This is a genomic window from Mycobacterium sp. NPDC003449, assembly GCF_053588415.1.
Window position 1 is genome coordinate 1 of sequence record NZ_JBSFPX010000150.1, and the last position, 19,356, is coordinate 19,356.

Consider the following 19,356-nt stretch of genomic DNA (forward strand, 5'->3'; position numbering starts at 1 on the left):
CCTTGATGATCCGAATCAGGTGTGGGATCTGTGAACACCAAGCTTTGATGGTGCCGCGATGAGTACCTCACCGGCCATCCCGACGTTATGTCACCGGCGGGCCGGTGGCCGCAGGTCAAGCTGCGCCACCTGGCTTTCACTTACACCCCGCTGACGCAACAACTCCATCATGTCCTCCTGCCGCGGCTGGCCAAGCATCATGCGATACAGCGTCAGGGAGTCCCGGAGCCGCTCATACTGCGCGTCTTCGTGACTCAGGGGGAAGTGCACGATCATCCGCTCCACCCGGGCCTCCCCCGGATAGATCCACCACGGCGAAAACTCACCGAGCTCCGGGCGGTCGACCGCCGCGTCGAAGGCACACTGCCACGGGTGCTTCCCGGCCCGCGCTTCTGCCAGCGCTTGCCGGCCATGTGCCGCAGCGACGTTCTTGCGAACCGCGTGCCCGCCAAAGCGATTCACCCGGCCTTCGCGTTGTTCGAAGTCGACCGGGTTGGACGGCAAGTTCCAGTGCACGACGGCATGGCTCCACCAGTGGAAGTCAATCCCCTCCTGCCCCACGCTCGTCGAGGCGAGCACGAACGGCCAGAACGGACTGTTGAACGCGTTGCGAACCTCCGGCGCTCGAACGCTCTCCGCATCCTTTGCCGCACTCCCGTATCTGAGAGCGAACCGTACGGTGATGGGAATTTTCCCGAGTTCACCGTCCGCAGTACGCGCGGTGTAGCGCGACGTCCGCAGAGTCAGCGCTTCGATCGCCCGATCCGCGATCTTGTTCAGCGCATTGGCGTCAATACGTGAACCGCCGAGTTCGAGCTTCAGCTGAAAGCAGTACTCGTCGAGCACGGACTGGAGGTTTCCGTCGGCGCAGTACTGAAGCACTGTCCGCCAATACGGCTGATCCCGGCCGTATAGCTGATCGAGCAGGTACATGACGTCCATGCGGTTGAACAGTGTTCGGATGCCGTTGGCAAGCCGAGCGGCTGTCTGCCATAACGCTGTTCGGAGTTCTTGGTCGATGTCGTCGCAGATTCGACCAAGCGCCCGGTAGGCCACGTTGCCAGGACTGTGCAGTGCCAGCAGCGCGAGATCGTGATGCCAATGCGGCGAGGCGGATCGGTCGAGGGCGATCTTGGCGTGCTGTCTGATCGCGCGTCCCGCATCGGAGTCCTCCGACTTCTTGGTCGCGTCGCCGCCTCCGGCCAGCCAATACGCGGCGACGTCCGAACGCCGATGCGCCCCTGCGGGCCAACTGCCCGGCCACGAAAAGAACGACTCCCACACCGCATCGGTTGACCCAGCATCCGAATCTGCGTCGCCCGTTCTCAGCCGCTGGTCGACCAGGTCACGTGCGACGTCAGCACTCATCAACCGATGATTGTCAGACGAAAGAGTCAGCGGGTCACCCGCTTCGGCGAGTGCTGGATGGGGCCAAAACAACGCCAGCGTCGACATGCTGGCCGCTCGGTCGTCGCGCATCACGTAGTCGAACCGGGTAGACACCGCCCTTCGCGCCTCCGCCGTGTTCTCTGTCAAACCGGATTGGGCGACCATCTGCCGTTCCGCTTCGTAGCTCAGCAGACTCGCGATTGACGTTGGGACACTCGACCAGGCCGAAAAGATCAGCCGCTTTGTGACGGCACCATCAGAAAACTCGGCGAACACCCCACCCGGCGCCAAGTACGGCATTGACGGCGGGATCCAGAGCAGCTTCCACCAGTCCTTGTCGATCGTCTCGGCCGCGAACGCCCGCAGCCGTGCGTTTCCGTAATCGATAGCTTCATAGCCCCGAATGGCGTGTGCATCGATCAAGCGAAGCCGATCGATACACGACCTCAGATCCGTTGTCGCGGTGCCACTCTCGAGTTGCAGCCGTGCCCGCTCCCCTGGCCGGTATCCGTCCATGAAGCTGCCGAAATATGGGATGGACTTCCAGTAGTCCAGGCTCACCGGTGAATCGACTTCTCGCGCAAAGGCTTGGAGTGCCGCGTAGCCGCGCAGATCGTCTGGGGTCGGCACGCGGCTGACCACCCGCCGGACCAGCAGATCGCGGCCCTCGTCGAGCCGGGGACGCTCAGAGCGACTCATGAAAGGCACCAGCGCTTTGCGCAACTCGGTAGCCTCATTGTCCGCGTTCTTGCCGGCGACGACTGCCTGACGGTAGCAGCGGAACGCCGTACGGATCCGTTCCATTGATGCCGAGTCGCCGGCAGTGAGGAAGCTCAGCGTCGTCATGAAGTCTTGGTAGTGGTCGTCCTCGGTATCCCCTGCCACGGTGGTGTAGGGCTTGTAGGGCGTCGCAGAGAGCAGTAAGACCTTCGCGTGGCGGTAGTTGAACAGATGGTGCGCGAGCTCGCTCGCCGGGTTGTCGCTGGCGGGGTCAATGAGATGCCGGAAGCGTTGGAACTCATCAAGAATCACGAGGTCAGGCTCCAGCGATTCCACGCTGGCCTTCGCGAGTGCGCCTCGAAGACGAGACGTGATGCTTTTTACCGCCGGCCTCAACTCGCTGGGGATCTCGTCCATCCCGTTGAGCCGATCGCGGACGGTGTCGAACTCACGACGCAGACCGCTGGCCTCGATTGATTCGCAGAACTCGTGCAGGATCACAGCATCAGGCCCCGCTCCGAGCAGCCCCCGCATTCGTGCGATACCTGTTTGGAAGTCTGTCAAATTCCGCACTTGACCTTGAAAGAACAGGGCTGACGCGCGCTCGGATTCCGAATCGGAGCACGTCATTCCGTTGAGGAGAATGTGCAGCAGTTGACGTTCTTCCTGCGAACCCGTCTGCCACCCCATCTCGAAAGAAGTTCCGGGGGTGAAGGATACGAGATTCACCTTCTTGCCGTCGAGCATCGCGTCGGAAGCCAACCGCCCACTGTCCAGCGCCAGCAGCGTCAATCGGCTGGTGATGCTGACGAGAGGGTCTCCGGTCACGTTGAGGCGCTGCAGATTCTGCTTGGCGAGGTCGGTGCTGGAACAGATGTAGACCACGTCGATACGGTCGACGTGAGCCGCATCCTGCAGTTCGGCGATGGTGGCCGCGACGACGCCTCGCGCGATGATGCTTTTGCCGAGCCCAGTCTCGTCGGCGACCAGGAACCGCCCGCTGGAGGCCTGCGGTCTGTACAGGCGATCAACAACGTGCTCGACGGCGTCTCGTTGGAAGCCTTTGAGGCCAGCGAGGATCCGCTCGACTTCGTCACTTTTCATCGCGTGACCTCCGCTTTCGCGGAATAGGCGTCCCAGACCGCTTCCCACAGTTCATCGAATCCGCCGGGAAGCACGGACGGTCCGCCATCGCTGCGTCGCTTCTCCGCTTCCCGCACGTGTTCCACGATCCGCCGGACATCGGCCAGGCCGCCGTGTTCGACGCCGATCGCGCGCACCAAAGTCTCGAACAGGCCGCTGCCGTCTTCAGCCCAGGCCTCGGCCGCGAAGCCCAGTCGATCGAAGCCCATTGCACCGTCTCCGCCTTCGAGGGCGAGCAGCAGCGCCAACAGCCGCATGAACGCCGAGCGGTCCGCCAGCTGACGGGCGATGACGGCGTCCTGCCGGCCAGGAATGTCGCCGTCGAGGGTTGCCGCGACAACAGTGGATGCCGTGACATCGCGGTGGTCGGTGATTCGGAGGACGACGAACGGGGTGATGTCGGTGAGGGCGAGGCGGTCGAATTGGACAGGTGCGCCGGGGACGTCCGCGGTGTTGGCGGGGCGCGTCAACAAGGAAACCCGAGCGTTCATCCCGTCTGGCACGCGCACCGCGGCGTCTGCGGTCAGGCGAATCCGATACTGCGGGATGGGGCCATTTCCGTCCTCAATCGCGTCGACACCCTCGGTTTCCTCGGACTCAACCTGCGCGAAGTATCGGCGGGACGCCAGTTCACGCAGAGCCTGTTCGAGCGTATGATTCGCCAGCTCGTCTGCCGGGGTGTCCGCACCGCCGGCGGGTTGGTAGGGAATCGTGAGTGCTCGCAGCGGCGATTGTTCGCCAAGGAGTGCCGCCACCCCCAGCTTGGTACGTGGGCCTTCGAACTCGACGAGCAGCTCCACGTTACCGCCGAACGCGGGTGCGGTCGCGTTGGCCGACCCCAGATAGAGGTGCGAGCCCGACTGCCGGTCAACGACATAGGCCTTCGCGTGCAGACCGGCAAGTGATTCGGCGGGGGTTAGACGAACGGTCCCGTCCGCTGGCGACTCCGAGACTGCCTCCTCGGCGGTGGCGTCGTCATTGGCGGCGTCGTCAAGGACCAGTCCCTCGATGCGGCTCAACGTTGCCGTACTGAGCCGGTCGAGTTGTTCGCGCCGGGCCAGGACGGTCGTCACGTTTGACTGCGGTGGCAGGATCCGGGCGATGCCGTCGTCGCTGACGAACGGCGAGATGATGCCATGTCGCACACCGGAGAAAAGTTCGTGCGCCGGACGCGTCGGAATCTCCGGGACACCGAATGGGTGAAACCGCAGCGACCGCACGTCCGTCGGACGCTCCCACTCGACGGTGGCCACGGCGTCCGCGAGCGCGGCGTTCCGGGCGACGCGAGATGGCGCCAGCGGTTGTACGGCCATCGCCGGTAGGGCGCGCACAAATGCGGCGAGCGGTGCGCTCTGCTCCGTCAGCTTCTCGGTGGCGAGGCCGTCGAGCCGCACGACCAGGTCCCAACTTCGGTCGTTGGTGAGATTGCGGCTCGCGCAGAGCATTCGGTAGGTGCGCACATCACCGTTGGCGTACTCCAAAACCCAAACCTTCGGGTGGAAGAGCAGGTTCCGGCGGGGCGCTTGCACAGGATGGATCATCGGTTCGAGCAGGGCGAACAAGTCGGATGTAATTCGCGGCTCAGCGACCTGGCCGGCCTGTGCGAACACGTCAATCTTGTCGGCCGCGCGGCGGACCGCGTCCAGGATTGCGATCGGGTCGCGGCTTTCCCGAACTCGATGTGCCGCAAAGGCAAGCGGGATCGACAGGGCGGCGGTCAGGTCGAGGGTGAAGGTGGTCGCGACGGCGTGTTCGAGCTGAAATCCACTGGGTGGGCGAAGCTGCTCGGTCAGCGCGGCACGCGAATCCGGCTCAAGCATCGGCGCGCTCCAACCCGTCGTGGATGTCGCGGAGCACAGGCCGAAGTTGAGTCCAGCGGTACACCAGCTGGCTGCTCCCCGAGGATCCGAGCCAGGCTTGAAGCAGGCGCTTGTTCACCAGCCTCGCCTGGGAGCGTTTGTGCTCCCCCTCCCGGCGGCGGATGAACGCCCGCACCTCGTCATTGTCTGCGAGCGCGGCAAGGTCGTTGGAGGCGAGCAGGCCGAGCCAGTCGTCGATGAATCGGCGGGACCGCAGGTTAACTGCAGGGTTCTGGGTGAGGACGCGGCTCCAGAATTCGGCGATGTTCCAGGTGTTGATGTCGTCCTGCACGGTGGATTGGCTTGCCCATTCGTCCAGCTTCTGCCGGTACTGCTCGACCGGGTTCTCCACGCGATCGAAGCCTTCCTGCTCGTATGCCTCCGCCAGCAGCAGGTTGTACAGCAGGGAGGCGCTGTTCATCAGGATGGAGAAGCGACGCGCGTCGTCGAGCACCTTTCTGCGCTCGCCGTCAGCCGACATGAGCACCGAGTCTTTCCAGGGCACCGTGCTGTTGGTGTCGGGGCGATGGTGCAGGGCATATTCGAGCATCGTGTCGGGCGCGCTGGCCAGCATCCGGTCACGCAGCCAGGCTGCTTCGCTGAGGGGAAGGGCGAACCCGTCCGGTACCTCGGCCGGGAAGCCGGGCGGCACCGGCGGCAACGTAGCGTGAAACGCCCCGGCGTGCCATACCGCCGCATCGTCCTCGTAGTCGGTGCTGGCGGGGCGGCGGGCGCGAACCCGGTCGACCTCCGCAACGATGGCGTCCTCGCGGCTCAGGGTAGGGTCATTGAGGACGCCGTGCACACGCATGCCTCCCCAGTAGAGCGCCGACGGCAAGTTCTTCAGTGCCACACCGACCGTGGCACCAACCACCCCGTCCTTCTCACCGGCGTCGAGAAGCCCGCGGATGAGGCGGCGTTCGTGGCGGTCGGCGAGCGCGGTCGCTTTCTCGGCGTCGTGGTGGGTCTCGGCGGCGGCGCGGTAGCACCACGGGATGAACAGGAAGTACCGGGCGCGAGTGAACAGGGTCGAGGTGCCCGGCCACAGCAAGTCGCTGAGTGCGTCGCGGACCTGGCCGATACCGAGCTCGTCGCGGCTTTCCCGTTCGCTGAACAGGTTGACGATTTCGCGCATCCGCCGCTGATCCTCGCTCGACGCGTCGAGCCACGCGATGAGGGAGGTCATCGCGCGTTGAGGTCTCGGTTGTCCACGTCGTCGATGTCTTCGAGAACCGGCTGCTGCTCGTCATCCGGATCGACCGACACCGGACGGCCCGATTCCTTGCGCCAGATGGCGTGATCGAGATCGGTTGCGGACACTTCCATCCGCAGTGCTGCCTGGCGGACAAGGGATGAGGCGGCCTCCGGTGACAGCTCCACACCGCCGAGTGCCCGACTGACAAATCGGGCCACCATGCGGTCGGCCTTGACACCCGGCAGGCCGGCGAGCATGAGCCCGTAATTCCAGGTGATCCCGGACGATTGCGCTTCGACGCCGGTCCACAGCTTCTTGGTGGCCCGTCGTCGGGCCTCGTTGCCGGGTTCCAGGGCGCCGCGGGCTCGCAGGTCATCGGTGGTGCGGACACCGTTGTCGTGAAGATTGCGCGTGACCTGTTGGATGACAGCGGCTTTCAGCGACGTGCCTTTACGGGTCGAGGCCGGCTTCTGGTTGCCGATCTCGGCTACCCAGCCGTCGACGCCGCCGAAGTCGTCAAATGTAGCGAGCAGTTCCGCTGTTCCGTCAGTCGTCGCCGCATCACCTCGATGTTTGCGGTAGCGGCCGACGACGTTGAGAACACTGGAGTAGTGGGAGCCGGTCGACTGGATCGAATCGATGATGCACAAGGCCAGCCCGTCGTGATATCCATCGGGACGGAACCAGCGTTCAGGGCTGCCCAGCACGTCACACGCCGTTAGCAGCCGATCAAGATCATTCACGTCCCCCACTCCTTAGCCCTGGGCAAGGTGAGCTCCAACCCATGCCATTGCGATACGACGGGATATTGCCCCGTGCGCGAATGTCGGGCTGAGTCTCCCGGGGTGGTGGGGTTTCGGGGGACGGGCCTGAGCTGGCGGGATCTGGTTCTGGGTGACGGTGCGCCCGCAGGAACGAAGGTACTGAACCCCAGAGCATCCCGAGATGCCTTCACGCCGAACGCGTGCTGCGGGCTTGACGGAGCATCGCTTGTACGACGGGTGGCATCAAGTCGACTACGCCGCATCGGTCGACTTCACGCACAAGTGTGTCCCAGAAATACTGCCGAACCTCATCCACACCGACCCCGTAGCTTGTCGCCACTGCTTTCTCGACATCAATGGTCCAACCAGGCTGACATGGACCATCGCCTCCTCGGTTGCCACTCGGGTGATCTGTTTCCGGAAGAAGGCAGTTCAGGGGTACGCCGGCTTTCAGCAGCCGTGCAACGTCCATGCTCCGATTGATCGAGAATAGGCACCCAAGGTCTATTGCGCGTCGCGTGTCGGACACTGACCCGAGCCACCAATGAAGGATTGACCCACGCACGCCTGAATGCTCGATCAGATCGATCGTGCGGGTTGTCGCCCGTTTGCTGTGAATCGAGATGAGCCTGGGTCTGTTTGACACCTGCGCCAGGATCGACCCGAAGACTTCTACTTGCCGATCGATCGGGACAGCCGAACTGTCATCTAGGCCCACTTCGCTCACGTAGGCGGTGGCAGCAAGCGCAGCAGAAAAATGAGCCTCGTCATATGCGGCCTGAGCAGCAGCAATTCCCGGATGGCATCCGACGCCCCACACGGTCACCGCGTCCGTACGGCTGCTGGCCTGTTGATACTCGTCAAGTGAACGCGTTGCGACAAAGACAACAGCACCGAGTTGCTCTAGCGAACGTGGAGATACGCCAGGGTCGACGTGCGCGTGCATGTCCAGTGGTGGCAGCACCCGGCTCATGGCAGGAAACCCCTCAGTTCGGCGATGCCGCGCTGACAGAGATCCAACGCCGCTCCCGGCGCATAGTCGCTCGGCAGCGACATCGTCATGACCATGCTCGGTTTCGGGTCCTCGGTCGCAAAGTCGCGCATAGCCTCAACTATCGACTTCTGAGCGACAAACTCCGCGAAGCGGTTCGCTGGGTCGTTGCAGAGATATTCTGTCCGGTCCTCAATCTCTGCCGCGTGGAAGGACGCACGTCGCATCAGACAGCCGAAACAAACGCCACACTGGGCCCCGGCCGATGCGCCGCTGTAACGAGCATCTGTGTGCGAGCAAGAGTTGGTGGCACTCAGATAGTTTGACGCCTCCGTCTTCCCGATCCGCCGTGCAACCTCGCCGAACATCTCGCCTTTGGTCATCGACTCGAATGGGTTCTGTATCGCCCCGTGTGCACCCACTTTCGCAAGTATGCCCTCGAGCTCACGCAGAAAGCGGGGATGCGTAGTATGCGTCGAGAGTGCGCCCCGTCGCTCCGCACCCAGCGGCGGGTTGAGCGAGGCAAAGCCGTTCTCAGGGATTAATAGCGTCTGGCCCGACGGTTCCGCGACAGCCAGACCAAGTGCCAGGAATAAGAGCGATCGGGATCGACTCGACGACTCGCTTGGAAATCGAGATCCGCCTGGCCGCCTCGCACGGCGGTTCAGGTTGTTCTGCCGATGGACGATTGCTCGGCCCGGTGCCAGCTGTTGAAGGCGCTTCACGAGGTCGGTTTGGAATGGCGAGACCGCGTTGGCACTGAAGTGAGACACCAACTGGAGTGTTGCGCCCTCTGGTATGTCCAAGGCAGTGACGAGCGCCCCAGTAGCGGAATCAGCTCGACCGCTCAGCAGAGCGGTTGTAGTGGGCGGTGGATCGATCGGCAGTTGCCTGTCAGACTCGTTGGCCGGTGCCTGGGTAAAAACGAACGACCAACGATCGCCAGTCAGGAAGCCAACAACCTCAGCCAGTTCGGCAGCTTGCTCCTGCCACGTGCTTGGGGTGCCGACTTCGACCGTCAGCGTGATATCGCGAGCATTCCAGTCGGCGCCGCGGGATGCACGCCGAACAGACCGATCTGCTGAGAAGACGCCGAGAGCAAGTCTGACGAAGTCAACGTTCTCCGGGCGCACCGGACCGAATGCTTCCAGGCGAGGGTCGAGCGCGCCAGTGAAAGTTGAAGGGGCAGAGCGTGTCCAGAGAAATACTTCGTCGAAGTCCGCGGCGCCCACAGCCATCTCCTCATCAATAGTGAGCAAGAAGTCCGTCACTTCTCGCCCCCAAAGATCTTGCCAAGCTCGCGGATGCCGCCCTCGATGGCCGTAGCCATCTCCCGCTCTGATGCGCCCGTGTTGGTGAGCGTCACCTGGCTGGCGTATACCTCGGCTGCCTCACGGATTTCCAGCTCAGCTGCCTGACGCTTCTCCCTCGATCGTTCTTGGCGAATTCGGTCCCCGGCCTCAGTCAGCACCGTGTCCGCGATGATCGTTTCGATGGACTTGCGGACGATTTCCTCGGGGGTAGGTTGCTGGGCCTTGGGATGGTCGAGGATCCACGTCACGATATCGGCAACGATCTCGCGATTTTCTGCATCCTCGATCGTGCTGTCGGCACGCGTCTCAAAGGCCGCCTCAACGATCTTGGTGCCGATGCTGACGACGTCGCCGAGAGCAAGAAGGGCATCGTAGTCCAGGCCTGCGGTCTCCAGCGCGACACGATCACCCGAGACGTAGGCCCGGGCCAACGCTCCGGCGCGGCCAGCCGCCCGTGATGTGGCACCCAGCGAGCGCTGGGCGCCGCCGCCGGATCTACCCGATCCGCCAGCGCTACCACCCGCGCGGGCAGATCCGCCACCACCTCCAGGACCGTCGCCACCACGACCGCCGCCTGTCAAGATTCGAATTATCGGCCGCAGATCCATGCCTGTAGGTGGCGATCCTGCTTGGCCGGGTTGGCCGTCCGCCCCGGGCACTCCCGACGTACCGTCGCCACCATCGGGGTCCGTCGCATCCGCTCGTGTGTGTGATTCCGAAACTGGCGCATCATCAAGCCAGTCAGCGATTGAGTCGCGTAGGTCCTTCGCAGCTTTGCCGCCGCTCCCGCCGAAAGCCCCGCTAGTTCCCACTGCTTCCGCTCCAACCGGATCGAACAGCCGTGATCGCTTGCCTCACCTGTTGAGAAGTGTTGGAGGCATCCCAGGTGGAAAGTACAGCCTCATACTCCGACGATTCTGGATTGAGCAGCATGACGCTGGGAACGGTGACGTCCGCGGCGGGGAGCAACTTCAACGCGGCTATCACGACATCTTCGTTGCCTGGGTGATTGCGCGCGAGGCGCAGCATGCCAGCGACCGAGTAGCGCTGGATGGAGGGTTGGTCCCGCGTCAGACCCCCGAGATGTGTAATGAGCGTCCTCGCATCGGTCACGTTGAGCGCCTTGAGGTTGTCATCGGTGACACCGTCGCGATCGACCTTGGTGGACGAGATCAGGGCGCTGGCAACGTCACGTAGGCGCTCAGGCAGCCCTTCGTTGATAAGCTGCTTGCCCTCGAACGATGCCGCCAAAACGAGGTAGCTTGATACATCGGCATCACTGAGGCGCGGCGGTAGTTTCGCCCAACGCTGCAGGGTGTCGGAGAAGTCGGTATCACCAGTTGGCTCTACGGGCGGGCTGTCAATCTTTTGGGCGGATTTGCCCTTCGCTGAACCCTGGTCGGGAACCTCGTCAGTGGTCTGCTCTTCCGTAGGGATGTCCGGTTCGTTGGCGAGTTTCTCAAGGGCTTCGAGCTTATTGCGCAGCCGATTCGTTGCAAGCCATTCGAGCACGACCGCGAAGTCGTCGGGAAGCAAACGCTCCAACATCATCAGCTTGGCGACGGCGTCCGAGGAAAGCGTGATACCGCGGCGTTGGGCCACGGATTGGCGAACGTGTAGATCATTGAGAAAGCGCTTGATCCGCCGCGGGTTACCCCGAAATTTTTCGTAGAGCATCGGGGTTAGCCGAGAGGCTGTGGCCAGTTGGGAGGTTACATCGACTTCGCTCGGAATCTCCAGTTCGTCGAGTGAACCACTCTGCAGACGAAGGCTGGCCGAGGAGTCAACAAGTTTGTCGAAGACGTCCGGCTGAATGTCCCGCTCCGCAAGCAACAGGAATAGGTAGGCATTGGTATCGAACTGGCTCAGTGCGGGAAGCGGGACCGTCGTCTGCACAATCTTGTGGAGGTAGAGCCGAGCTGGTGATTCAACGCCGTTGGCGCCTTCACCGGAGGTGCCCAGTCGTTGCTGGATTGCGTCTGCAACCCGATCCTCGTCGGCGGCGATAACGAAAGACATGCCCTCGGTGGACAGAAATAGCCGAATCGCCTCCAGTGTCTCAACTACGGTCTCGGGCAGGCAGCGATCAAGGTCATCGACGAGGACAACTGTGCGCGAAATGTGCTTGAGCTCATCAGAAGCCAACAGTGATGCGAAGTCCTCGCGAAACCCAGCCAAGCCCCGATCTGGGGATTCGACATTGCCCGGGTCCTCCTTGATGAGACCGAGTAAGTCATCGATCGACGGCAACTGCAGCGCCACACCGGCCTTCGCGGCGATCTTGAATGCCTTGGACCAGTTCACCCGACCAACAAGCTTGCCGAGAATATCTTTGGCTTTCTCGCCGGTCCCTGGCTTGATCTCGCCGCCAAGCGCATCAAGTACCTCCGCAATGAGGCTCTCCTTGGGGCCAACCGCCGGGTCATATCGCCACGGTTGAGTTGAGATCACAAGAATGTGGCCGTCCTCGGCATTCGCATTTCGCGCCTCAAGCTGCGCGTTCACGAGTTCCAGAACACTGGTCTTACCGCTACCCCATGAGCCCGACAGCCCGAGTGCTATCGGGTCGAGCTTGTCGTCAAGGACCGCGTCCACCACAGTTGCCGCAACGGCGTCGAACGACAGTAAGTCGCGAGCGGTGGGCTCGTCTGACCACAGCGGATAGCTGGTATTTGGTGCGGAAGCCTCGTTTTCACTAGTCATCAACGAGCCCTCTGCCCGAGCCCAATCCGAAGAATTTCTCAAAGAATTCGGCGAGCCTTTCGAGTGCCCGCTGCTTCTTCTCGCCGTGACCACCGCCAGCGGTGAAGCGCGAGACAGGTGGCAACACCTTGATGATCGCCGTACCGGTCGCCTGAATCGCACCATCGCGGAAGGCTGTCTCGACGAACTCGCGAGTCTCGTCAGGTTTGAGGTTCTCCTCGGAAATGATCCGATCAAGCTCGGCTGTCTTACGTGCAGCCACGTAGTTCTGCCACTCCTCGTCGATCGCGCCAGTGGTGGAGATTGAGTCGACGAAGTCCTCGATGAGATCTCTCTTGTTCCGCAAGCTCGGGCTGGAATCGACGGCCCGGATGATCTCGGCGCGAATCTCCTTGTCGTCGCCGTCACCTTTCGCCTCACGGTACTTGTGGACGAGCATCAGGATGTAGTCGACGTTGATTTCGACTTGCTTGATGAGCTCGATTTCGAACACAACGTCGTCGATGATCGACTCTTTGTCGACATTCGCGTCGCTGCGGAAGTCGGCGTACAGGCCGAGGTAGACGCTGCGGTAGTCCTGAGCCTGGCGGTCGGTCAGGATCTGGTTGCCCGCGAAGTCATCGAATGACACCAAAATGTTCTGCAGGCGCAGGATCTGCCCGAACAGCGCAATAAACGCTTTCTGTGCGCTCTCGCCAACAATCTGCTCCCCCAACGGAAACCGTTGGAGCAGTTCGGTGACCTTGTCGGTGTACTCGCCGTAGTACTCGGCATACGGCTTAAGCAACACGATGCCGCCCGCATCCCTGTTGCCGAAAAGCGCGATGGCGTCGTTGGTCTCTTCCTCAAGGTCTCTGAAGCTGACGATGTTGCCGTATGTCTTGACCGAGTTCAGGATTCGGTTCGTACGTGAGTACGCCTGAATGAGGCCGTGGGATCGCAGGTTCTTGTCGACCCACAGAGTGTTCAGCGTCGTGGCGTCGAAGCCCGTGAGGAACATGTTGACCACGATCACAAGGTCGATTTCGCGGTTCTTCAACCGGAGCGACAGGTCCTTGTAGTAGTTCTGAAACTTGTCGCTGGACGTGTCGAAACTGGTGCCGTACAGGTCGTTGTAGTCCTGGATTGCGTCTTCTAGGAACTCGCGAGCGGACGAGGTGAGCTGTCCTGTCTCGAATTCTTCCTCATCAAGCACCCCATCCTCAACGGCCTCGTTGGCGGCATACGAGTAGATCAACCCGACCTTGAGACGTCTGTCCGGCGGCAGGTCTTCCTGCTGGATGGCGAACTGGTTGTAGTAAATGCGCGCAGCCTCAATCGACGCGGTGGCGAACAGTGCATTGAAGCCGTGGTCGCGACGCTCACCGAGCGAATAATGTTGAGCGCGTTTCGTTTTCTGATCGAAATGCTCCAGCGTGTACTCCACGACCTGACGCACACGCTCAGATGCCAGCAGAGCCCTCTCGGTGTCGATGGCAGACACCTGCTTGTCCTTGATGCCCGCTGGCATCTTGACGGTGTTGACGTAGTCGATGCGGAACGGCAGCACGTTCTTGTCGTTGATCGCATCGACAATCGTGTAGGTGTGCGCCGCTGTCGAATGCTGCTCAGCAGGGCAGTTGCGCGGATCGCCATGCCAGTAGCAGCCGAACGCTTGGGGTGTCGTGCGAAGCTGTGGGTTGCCGCCTGTGCCCGAATTCACGGCGAAGATCGGTGTACCCGTGAAGCCAAACAGATTGTAGCGCTTGAACGCCTTCATGATGGCCTGATGCATATCGCCGAATTGCGATCGGTGACACTCGTCGAAGATGATCACGACGTGCCCGCTAAAGATCGCGTGGTTCTTGTTCGCAGGCGCGTTGATAAACGTCGCGAGCTTCTGGATCGTCGTAATGATGATGTTGGCGCTCGGGTCTTCGAGCTGCTTCTTTAGCACCCCGGTCGAGGTGTTGGAGTTCGCAGCACCCTTCTCGAACCGGTCATACTCGCGCATCGTCTGGTAGTCGAGATCCTTGCGGTCGACCACGAAGAGCACTTTGTCGACGCTGGTGAGCTTCGATGCAAGTTGGGCTGTCTTGAAGGAGGTCAGAGTCTTGCCGGAGCCGGTGGTATGCCAAATGTAGCCACCGGCGGAGAGGGTGCCGAGGTGCTTGTAGTTGGTCGAGATATCGATCTTCTGCAGGATTCGCTCGGTTGCAACGATCTGATACGGGCGCATGACCAGCAGCAGCCGGTCGGCAGTGAGGACGCAGTACTTCGTCAGGATGTTTAGCAGTGTGTGCCGCGCGAAAAACGTTGTTGCGAAGGCGGTTAGGTCTTGAATCGGCTTGTTGGCCGCATCCGCCCACCATGACGTGAACTCAAACGAGTTGCTGGTCTTCTTGACCTTCGATGATCCGACGGCTTCCTTGATGTGTTGGCGACGCGTCGTATTGCTGTAGTACTTCGTATGCGTGCCGTTGCTGATGACGAATAGCTGCACATAATCGAACAGACCAGCGCCGGCCCAGAAACTATCCCGCTGGTAGCGGTTGATCTGGTTGAACGCCTCGCGAATAGCGACACCGCGCCGCTTCAACTCGATGTGCACCATCGGCACGCCGTTGACGAGCACCGTCACGTCGTATCGGTTAGCGTACTTGGCGCCCCCCTCGCCCTGACCGACCTCGTACTGATTGATGACCTGCAGTTTGTTGTTGTGGATGTTCGCCTTGTCGATCAGCTTGATGTTCTTCGTCGAGCCGTCATCGCGTGTCAGGATCTGGACGTAGTCTTCCTGGATACGGACGGCCTTGTCCTCGATACCTTCGTTCGCACCAGCAATTTTCTCGGTGAAAAATTGCTTCCACTCGGGGTCAGTGAACGTAATACCGTTCAGTGCTTCAAGATTCGCACGAAGGTTAGCGACCAGGTCGAGTTCGTCTGTGATCGAAAGGTACTCGTACTCCTGCGACTGCAGGATCTTGATGAAGCCACGTTCAAGGTCGGCCTCCGACTGGTAAGAGTCAGCTGCCATCCCGTCAGGTACGAATTCCGCGACGACCGTGCTCTCGGAAGAGACCGCGATCGCGTCGTAGTGGACGGCTTTGCCGCCGGTCATACGGTCAACTCCTTGAAAGTCAGCAGGCGGTCGCGGTGGTGCTCGTATTGCTTGCGGCGGGCGTTGAGTTCGGCAGACAGCTCGTTAGAGAGGTCGCTCACCAGCGCGTCAAACTGATCGAGGATTTCTACAATGCGTTCCTGTTCTTCGAGGGAAGGGAAGGGGAAACGCTCGTTCTCGAACGTCGCAAGATTGATGTTCGCCTGCGCGCTCCCTTGTCCTTTCGCAGCCAAATTAGATTTAAGTGACTGCAGCAGATACTCCACATAATAATGAGAAGTCTTTTCGGGATCTACAACGACACCGATAACGCTGTCAGGAAAACAGGCATCAAAGTCAAGTATTCCCGTTTCGGCGATATTAGCGGCAATCGTGATACATATCGTCCCCCGCGGCCAGAGCTTGCTCTGGGCTAGGCCTTGTTCGTTATAAGTTTGCGTATACTCGGTTATCAGGTGGCCGCTATTTCTAACGTCCCCAGTCTGGATAAACGGGTAGCGACCGCCGTACAACTTCTCGTCGTTACGCGGACGATGTTTGGACTTTCCTCGGCCAAATTCGATCGCCACCTCGCTAAGCGTCAGCCATTCGCAGTCAGTATCCTCAAAGCGCAGAAGCGCATCTCGATATTGGGCATATTGAGCATGTCTAGCTTCGAGCTCCGTCCTGAGCTCGGTCTCCAGCTCTGTTTCCAACTCCGTGAACCGGTCCAGTACTCGCACGATCTCCCGCTGCACTGGTAGGGGCGGCACCGGAACTTGTGCACGCTCCAATTCTCGGGATGAAAGGTGTTTAACTGTGGACCCGCTAATTGATGAGTGAATTCGATTGAGCTCTTCCTGAATCTGATAGTAAATGAAACCCGGCAGCAACTCATCGGAGAACTCTTGGAGACGGCACACTCGCTGATTCAGGAGCGCTCGCCCATGTTTCCAACGACTTGCTCGGAAGTCACCATCCATCCCAATGAGGATATCGTCGTTCTCGACTACCCACCGATCGTCAAACTCACCCGAATAAAATGTGTCGGAAAAACCGGTGTTTACGTCTCGGATGCGGATAATCGGAAGGCCGATTCCCTCTGAATTGAAAAGTGTCGACTTAAAGGCATAGCCATTAAAAACCGTGCACAACTCAGCGAGCGACTTGAACTGGACGCCGTTGGGCGCCAACTTTGTGACAAGTTCGCGGAGGTCGCTCACTTCGCACCCTCTAGGTCGGCGACGATGTCGTCGATCGCAGTGCGAAGTTGTTGCTGGCGGGCGACGATACGGCCAATCTCGGCATTGAGTTCGGAGATGTCAACAATTTCTCGAGTGTCTTTTTGTCCGACATAAGAAGATATTGCGATGTTGTAGTCGTTCGCAGCGACATCCTCGTTCGGCACAAGCCTCGCTACGTGGTCAACGCCTTCACGTGCGGCAAGAGCATCGAGAATGTGCTGCTGGTTATCTGGAAGAAGCTTGTTCTTATTGCCAACGCGCTTGAATTCCGTTGATGCGTCTACGAACAACACTCCATTATCTTTTTTCGACTTTTTGAGCACGATAATGCAGGTCGCGATGGTAGTACCAAAGAACAGATCCGGCGGGAGCTGGATGACCGCATCAACGTAATTGTTGTCGATCAGGTACCTGCGAATCTTACGCTCCGCGCCGCCTCGATAGAGGACGCCGGGGAACTCGACAATCGCGGCTGTACCGTTCACCGCCAGCCACGACAGGATGTGCATCGTGAAGGCGAGGTCGGCCTTCGACTTTGGCGCGAGCACGCCAGCTGGGGCATAGCGAGGATCGTTGATCAGTAGCGGATTAGCATCGCCCTCCCACTTGATCGAGTATGGCGGGTTAGAGACGATCGCCTCGAAAGGCTCGTCATCCCAGTGCGCCGGGTCGAGGAGCGTATCACCGTGCGCGAGGTCGAACTTTTCGTAGTTGATGTCGTGCAGGAACATGTTGATGCGAGCCAGGTTGTACGTAGTGAGATTTACCTCCTGACCGAAGAATCCTTGGCGCACTTTGTCTTTACCGAGCACCTTTGCGAACTTCAGGAGCAGCGAGCCGGAGCCACATGCGGGGTCGTAGACCTTGTTAACCGACTTCTTGCCAACCACCGTAATGCGCGCCAGTAGTTCTGAGACTTCCTGGGGCGTGTAGTATTCACCACCGGACTTGCCAGCTTGAGAGGCGTACATCTGCATGAGGTACTCGTAGGCGTCGCCGAAAAGATCGATCGAGTTGTCCTCGAAGTTTCCGAGCGGCAAATTGTCGATGGCGTCTAGTAATTTGACGAGTTTCTCGTTGCGCTTGGCTACGGTATTGCCGAGTTTGGGGCTATTGACATCCAGGTCATCGAACAGACCCTTCAGGTCGTCTTCGCTATCAGCGCCGACAGCGGAACCTTCAATGTTCTTGAAGACTTTTTGAAGTGTCTCGTTCAGGTTCTCGTCCCTTGCCGCCCGCGCGCAGACATTGGCGAACAGCTCGCTCGGGAGAATGTAGAAGCCTTTCTCCTTGACCGTCTCCTCCCGACCAAACTCGGCACTCTTGTCACTTAGCTCGGTGTAATCGAAATCATCTTGACCGGCGTCGCGCTCCAGTTGGTTCAGGTACATAGTGAGATTCTCGGAGATGAATCGGTAGAACAACATACCGAGGACATAGCTCTTGAAGTCCCAGCCGTCGACAGCGCCACGAAGATCGTTGGCGATGCGCCAGATCGTCTTGTGGAGTTCGGCGCGCTGAGCCTCCCCCGTTGCAGGAGCCACTACCACGTCACCACCCTCGTATGAATGTTGGCGGGGTAGTCAGTCGGCAGCTCGCTCATGTTCAAATAGATCCCCTCCGGCCTCACACCGCCCATTGGCGATTGTTTTCGATTATAGTGGCGCGGTCTCACATTACCGCAGGTCAAGGACATTTTTATCCTATTCGGAGCGTGCGCACACAGCCTAGGTGACACGTGCGACAACCTTGCGCAGTTTGCGTGCGCGGCGCGAACCTCTACCGCCTTGGCCAACGACTCGGAATGTTGTCGTTCATTAGATCCGGCTCGACCCGTGTCAATGGACGCGTTGCCCAATGGCGGGGTGGGGTTGACGTCACCCCCACACATACTCAGCATCCCCTGCGCAGGATTGAGGTTCCCGACTCGGCAGATCAGACACCAACTTCGACGCATCACTGAGCACCTGCCGCACGTTGTCGGTCAGCCGCTTCAACCCGAGGATGTCAAGGACCGCGCGGAACACTTCGTCATCCGACAGATCGTCGAGCGCCGCGAATTCCGCAAGGTGTGCAGCGAGTTCCGCTGGCGGCACCAGGTTCAGCGTACGCGGCCCAAGTACCCGGAGCACCACCTCGGGTTGCGACGGGACACGGAAGGTCCGTGGCTTGACGCCCGGTTCATTGAGCGGATTGTCCGCAATGATGTGTCCTCGTCGCACCGCGGATTGGATAGCTCGATTCAATTGCTGCGCAACCGCTTTACCGATACGTTGCCCGCCGTAGGCATCGCGGTATGCGTCGTGAAGCCGATGTCCGAGCACCGGCCCTTCTACTTCGACGATGCGAACGATGTTGGCAACCAAGGCCGGCAACGGCGTGTCCTGGATAGGCGGCAGAGAGTCATTGAACGCTGTGTATGACGCGAGCGCTCCCCCTCCGCACTCGTCGATGTCCACGACATCGAAGTCGTCGTCATCGACGATGAACGCGACGTCGAGCCAATCCAGCGACACCATCTCGACTACCTCGGGTTCCGTGTCGTCGTGCGACTCTTCGCCCATGTCTTCGGATTCATCAAGTTCGTCGCCATCCTCGAAGCCAACCTCGATCCAGTACGCGGTCCGAATATCGAGCTCGTCGAGCGTGTCTCGCAGTCCCTGCAGGGTGCCCGGCATGTCCGCGTAGAACATCGACTCGCGGATGCGGTGGAATTCCCACCCGCACCGTTCCAATTCACGTTGCCGCGCCAGATCATTCTCGTATTGCTCTGGCCCATGCCAAAAGTCGCCATCGCATTCGATCGCCAGCCGGCCCTTGGCGCCGGTGACCACCATGTCGATCCGGTAGCCCATCGCCTCGACCTGCGGCATGCCCCGGAACGGCCTGCACGGACAGCGGGTAGTGGTTGTACTCGCGGTTGGTGAAGTCGGTGATGTCCAACTCCCGCACACCC

General features: G+C 60.4%; 12 protein-coding genes. All 12 read right to left on the reverse strand.

What is annotated here, in order from left to right:
* Nucleotides 1–90 precede the first annotated feature (90 nt).
* The 12 genes from ACWDTP_RS28575 to ACWDTP_RS28630 all read right to left on the reverse strand — a co-directional run bounded on the left by ACWDTP_RS28575 (nt 91) and on the right by ACWDTP_RS28630 (nt 19,273).
* On the reverse strand, nt 91–3,213 hold the full coding sequence (locus ACWDTP_RS28575; RefSeq protein WP_450026117.1) for a DEAD/DEAH box helicase: 3,123 nt from the start codon (nt 3,211–3,213) through the stop codon (nt 91–93).
* Nucleotides 3,210–4,862, reverse strand: a complete 1,653-nt coding sequence (locus ACWDTP_RS28580) for a phospholipase D family protein (protein WP_450026119.1) — start codon at nt 4,860–4,862, stop codon at nt 3,210–3,212. The genes ACWDTP_RS28575 and ACWDTP_RS28580 overlap by 4 nt, the downstream gene beginning before the upstream one ends.
* A 202-nt stretch (nt 4,863–5,064) precedes the next feature.
* Nucleotides 5,065–6,297 carry a DUF6361 family protein gene (locus ACWDTP_RS28585; protein ID WP_450026121.1) on the reverse strand — a complete coding sequence of 411 codons (1,233 nt, stop codon included), beginning with the start codon at nt 6,295–6,297 and terminating at the stop codon, nt 5,065–5,067.
* Nucleotides 6,294–7,049: a heme peroxidase gene (locus ACWDTP_RS28590; protein WP_450026123.1), complete on the reverse strand. Its 756-nt coding sequence runs from the start codon at nt 7,047–7,049 to the stop codon at nt 6,294–6,296. Before ACWDTP_RS28590 ends, ACWDTP_RS28585 begins: the two co-directional genes overlap by 4 nt.
* 208 nt (nt 7,050–7,257) lie before the next feature.
* Nucleotides 7,258–8,043 (reverse strand): TatD family hydrolase, encoded by a 786-nt coding sequence (locus ACWDTP_RS28595; protein WP_450026125.1) that lies wholly within the window; start codon nt 8,041–8,043, stop codon nt 7,258–7,260.
* Nucleotides 8,040–9,299 carry a hypothetical protein gene (locus tag ACWDTP_RS28600; RefSeq protein WP_450026139.1) on the reverse strand — a complete coding sequence of 420 codons (1,260 nt, stop codon included), beginning with the start codon at nt 9,297–9,299 and terminating at the stop codon, nt 8,040–8,042. The genes ACWDTP_RS28595 and ACWDTP_RS28600 overlap by 4 nt, the downstream gene beginning before the upstream one ends.
* 29 nt (nt 9,300–9,328) lie before the next feature.
* Nucleotides 9,329–9,805 carry a hypothetical protein gene (locus ACWDTP_RS28605; RefSeq protein ID WP_450026127.1) on the reverse strand — a complete coding sequence of 159 codons (477 nt, stop codon included), beginning with the start codon at nt 9,803–9,805 and terminating at the stop codon, nt 9,329–9,331.
* Between the two features lie 370 nt (nt 9,806–10,175).
* Nucleotides 10,176–12,077 (reverse strand): KAP family P-loop NTPase fold protein, encoded by a 1,902-nt coding sequence (locus ACWDTP_RS28610; protein ID WP_450026129.1) that lies wholly within the window; start codon nt 12,075–12,077, stop codon nt 10,176–10,178.
* Nucleotides 12,070–15,177: a type I restriction endonuclease subunit R gene (locus tag ACWDTP_RS28615; protein ID WP_450026131.1), complete on the reverse strand. Its 3,108-nt coding sequence runs from the start codon at nt 15,175–15,177 to the stop codon at nt 12,070–12,072. The genes ACWDTP_RS28610 and ACWDTP_RS28615 overlap by 8 nt, the downstream gene beginning before the upstream one ends.
* Nucleotides 15,174–16,379: a restriction endonuclease subunit S gene (locus tag ACWDTP_RS28620; RefSeq protein ID WP_450026133.1), complete on the reverse strand. Its 1,206-nt coding sequence runs from the start codon at nt 16,377–16,379 to the stop codon at nt 15,174–15,176. The genes ACWDTP_RS28615 and ACWDTP_RS28620 overlap by 4 nt, the downstream gene beginning before the upstream one ends.
* Nucleotides 16,376–17,944: a type I restriction-modification system subunit M gene (locus tag ACWDTP_RS28625; protein WP_450026135.1), complete on the reverse strand. Its 1,569-nt coding sequence runs from the start codon at nt 17,942–17,944 to the stop codon at nt 16,376–16,378. The genes ACWDTP_RS28620 and ACWDTP_RS28625 overlap by 4 nt, the downstream gene beginning before the upstream one ends.
* 333 nt (nt 17,945–18,277) lie before the next feature.
* Nucleotides 18,278–19,273: a hypothetical protein gene (locus ACWDTP_RS28630; RefSeq protein ID WP_450026137.1), complete on the reverse strand. Its 996-nt coding sequence runs from the start codon at nt 19,271–19,273 to the stop codon at nt 18,278–18,280.
* Nucleotides 19,274–19,356: the final 83 nt, after the last annotated feature.

Coding starts and splice junctions, on each gene's coding strand:
- ACWDTP_RS28575 (WP_450026117.1), bottom strand. CDS start 3,213: ATGAAAAGTGACGAAGTCGAGCGGATCCTCGCTGGCCTCAAAGGCTTC.
- ACWDTP_RS28600 (WP_450026139.1), bottom strand. CDS start 9,299: ATGGCTGTGGGCGCCGCGGACTTCGACGAAGTATTTCTCTGGACACGC.
- ACWDTP_RS28615 (WP_450026131.1), bottom strand. CDS start 15,177: ATGACCGGCGGCAAAGCCGTCCACTACGACGCGATCGCGGTCTCTTCC.
- ACWDTP_RS28610 (WP_450026129.1), bottom strand. CDS start 12,077: ATGACTAGTGAAAACGAGGCTTCCGCACCAAATACCAGCTATCCGCTG.
- ACWDTP_RS28630 (WP_450026137.1), bottom strand. CDS start 19,273: ATGCCGCAGGTCGAGGCGATGGGCTACCGGATCGACATGGTGGTCACC.
- ACWDTP_RS28585 (WP_450026121.1), bottom strand. CDS start 6,297: ATGACCTCCCTCATCGCGTGGCTCGACGCGTCGAGCGAGGATCAGCGG.
- ACWDTP_RS28595 (WP_450026125.1), bottom strand. CDS start 8,043: ATGAGCCGGGTGCTGCCACCACTGGACATGCACGCGCACGTCGACCCT.